The sequence below is a fragment of the Flectobacillus sp. genome, assembly GCF_049240685.1.
In the GTDB taxonomy this organism is placed as follows: Bacteria; Bacteroidota; Bacteroidia; order Cytophagales; family Spirosomataceae; genus Flectobacillus.
The window spans coordinates 7,233-10,618 of the sequence record NZ_JBMLSD010000025.1 but is presented as its reverse complement, the minus strand read 5'-3'; the positions used below and the strand labels follow the sequence as shown (position 1 = coordinate 10,618).

Genomic DNA, 3,386 nt, shown 5'->3' with positions numbered 1-3,386 from the left:
GATTAAATTAATAGTTTCTCAAAGTTAACAGTTGCATATAACCTTTTGATTATAAATGCATTACAACAACTGATATACTATTAACCAATAAAGTCTTTTCACTTAATTATTCAAAATATCTTGTAGCTAACAGATTGAATGTATAAAAAACCAATCTCAAATAGAATTATTAAGTTATGCAACAAAACTATCTCATAAAAGACTATCAGCATCACTTGCTGGTAAATAGTCTATCAAGTGTTTTTGGAGATTTTGATCAATCGATGCTCACACTTATAGAGCCCCAACTGGAGTGGATAGAGTTGGCTGGAGGCGAAATACTATTTGAACAAGATGAAACAGATGATGCCTTATATTTTGTAATTAGTGGTCGATTAAGGGCATTTATTACTACTCCCGAGGGCGAACATATTACTATCGGGGAGATTATTCGTGGAGAAACTGTTGGGGAAATGGCGCTATTCACAGGCGAGCCCCGTGGTGCTAGTATTGTAGCCACCCGCGATAGTGTACTCGTAAAATTAACCAAAGAGCTTTATGAGAAAATCCTAAAAGCTTATCCGCTTATTTCTATGAGTGTTTCGAAAATTATTATTAATCGTCTTCGAAATTCTCAATCCTTAAAAAAAACAAGTAAAAAACCAGTTAATATATGCTTCGTCGATATTTCGAGAAAGCAAAGATCTTTTATTGATAAGCTTTTCCCTTATTTAGAAAGAAAAAGTCGTACCCTATTGTTGTCGTCAGACCTCATAAACCAAACGCACGAAACAGAAAATCTTGCACAAGCTGCCAAAAATGACACTACCCATTATCGCAAGCTAAGTCAGTGGCTCGACGAGCAAGAGTCAAAGCATGATTTGATGTTGTATCTCTGCGACAACACCAACACCGAGTGGACACAACGCTGCATCAGAAACGCAGATGAGCTTTACCTCATTGCCTCGGCCGACGAGTCGCCCAACCTCACAGATTTTGAGAAAGATATCTTTTATAAAACTCAGGCTCGCCCTGTAATCAAAAACTTAATTCTGCTTCATGACGAACAGACCGTTATCCCACATTTTACAGAAAATTGGTTAAAACCTCGTAATGTTCAACGCCATTTTCATATCCGTCCCCATCTCATTACAGACTTGCAGCGTCTAGCGAGGGTCATATCGGGCAATGCCATTGGACTTGTATTGGCAGGTGGTGGGGCAAAAGGCTTTGCCCATTTGGGCGTGTACCAAGCATTAAAAGAATTTAATATACCCATTGATTTTGTTGGAGGAACAAGCGTCGGCGCGATGATGTCATCTCTGGTGGCCTTTGATATTTCTCCCGAAGAGGCAAAATCCAACGCCCGAAGGGGAGCTTTTTTTAATCCAACAAAGGACTATACTCTACTGCCTTTTATATCCTTGATTAAAGGTCATAGAATCGAAAAAATGATTTCGGATAGTATTGTGAGCAGTGTTGGCAAAGAAGTGAATATAGAGGATACATGGATACCCTGCTATTTTGTTTCCAGTAATTTTACAGAAGCCCGAGAGGTATTACATACAAAAGGGTCAATTACTAAATATCTACGGGCAAGTAGTTCGATTCCGGGTGTATTCCCGCCTGTGATCGACAACAACGACTTCTTGGTGGATGGTGGTACTTTCAATAATTTCCCTACGGATATCATGAACAAATTGGGAGTAGCTAAAATTATTGGTGTAGATTTTTTTATAGACAAACCCAATAAGTTATCGATTACCAAAATGCCTTCAGGGTGGGAGATTTTGAAAGATAGATTTAGAAGTAAAAAAGACCAAAAATATCGGATTCCACTATTGATGTCTATCATATTGAATAGTACTGTACTCTATAGCGATGCACGCCAAAGCGAAACCAAAAAATATACAGACCTCTATATCAATCCAGATTTGCGCAAGTATAGCATTCTTAATTGGCAAGCATTCGATGAAATCTATGAAATTGGCTATCAGCATGCCAAACAGATTTTTGAAAATATGTCTGAGGAAGAACTAAGATTTTACAGAGAGTAGCAGTAGGGAAACAACCATTTTATTTCAATTTTTTAACAAAATAATACAATTTTTAGGTAAATATTGCAACGAAAAAAGCGCTTGTATCGTTTTATTAGTAGAGATTTGAAACCGCATATTCCATGATGAAAGTTATGTCAAAACCTGTTTTTTTCAAGGGTTTTGAACAATAAATCCTACTAATTTGCTCTCCACAAAAAACTGGAAAGCTTAAACATCAAGGCTATGAAAAAGGTGATTGTTGCAACAAATTTTTCGGAGGAAGCCGAAAACGCTACGATATATGCAGCTCAAGCTGCAGCTGCATTAAACTTAGAGTTGGTATTGTTCCATCTACACAATGTTTCGATACATGCATTGAATGCCCGCACTTCGAGTAACTCCATGAATTATGGCTTATCATTGGCTAAATTGGAGCTAGCCGAGGCTGCCCAAAAACTTGGAAAAGAATACGCCATTAAAGTAACACCGCATTTTGCTTCGGGAGATATTACTGAAGAATTAAATCGTTGCTTTCTCGAACACGAGGCTGATTTGCTTGTGCTGGGTATGCCTGAAAAATCGGTTGAACAAGATTTATTAGGCAATACCACAACCTTAGTTATCAATAAACTAAAATATCCTATCATGGCAATTCCTAATAATGTACAATTTGAAGGAATCAAAAACATCCTATTTGCCTGTGACGTTACCAAAGGGGTACATGGTCTGATACTGGAAAGGGTAAAATCTGTAGCAAAAAGCTTTAGTGCAAAAGTTGAGGTATTTTTTGTCTGCCGTAAACAACATGAGCTCAGTGCTGTGGATGTTGAGCATTTAGACAGTATTTATGCAGGCTTGGACGGGATTGATTATTCGTATAATAACATAACCTCAGATAGCGTAGTCGAATCTATCAAGGACGAAATAAAACAGACTCATTCCGACTTGTTGGTGATGGTGCCTTACAAATACGGATTTTTAAGTTCTATGGTGCATCGAAGTAAAACCCGTATGATGGCCTCCGAAAGTAAGGTTCCTTTACTTTCTTTGAACCTTTAACGTGTAAAGGATCTAGTAATTTGAGATTTTTGCATAGTATCACTCCACAAAATACATCAAAGGCAGTCAAGAGTTTTTTCTTATTTCGAATCAGTTTTTGACTCAGTTGTAAAACAGTTTAAAGGCGAGTTATCCCGAATTTTAAAATTGGGGTTTTCTATGAGTTTTAATCAAAAAAGCGGTTAGGAAATATATCCCAACCGCTTTTTTCATGCATCTATAGATTAGTTAGTTAGGGGTAAGTTGTAGGCTGTAAGCTGTAGGGAGAAGGTTTTTGTAATTTCAAACAAAACTCCTTTTGCCTATTTC

General features: G+C 37.3%; 2 protein-coding genes. Both read left to right on the top strand.

The genetic code is table 11. The features are described from left to right. The first annotated feature begins 176 nt into the window (after positions 1–176). Positions 177–2,036, top strand: coding sequence for a patatin-like phospholipase family protein (locus ACOVQ4_RS01210; protein WP_421818846.1), 1,860 nt, complete (start codon positions 177–179; stop codon positions 2,034–2,036). A gap of 225 nt (positions 2,037–2,261) precedes the next feature. Next, the gene (locus ACOVQ4_RS01205) at positions 2,262–3,077 is read left to right on the top strand and encodes a universal stress protein (RefSeq protein WP_421818845.1); all 816 of its coding nucleotides are present in this window, start codon (positions 2,262–2,264) and stop codon (positions 3,075–3,077) included. The last annotated feature ends 309 nt before the right edge of the window (positions 3,078–3,386 follow it).

Excerpts from the sequence above, each read along its gene's own strand:
- ACOVQ4_RS01205 (WP_421818845.1), top strand. The coding sequence starts at position 2,262 with ATGAAAAAGGTGATTGTTGCAACAAATTTTTCGGAGGAAGCCGAAAAC.
- ACOVQ4_RS01210 (WP_421818846.1), top strand. The coding sequence starts at position 177 with ATGCAACAAAACTATCTCATAAAAGACTATCAGCATCACTTGCTGGTA.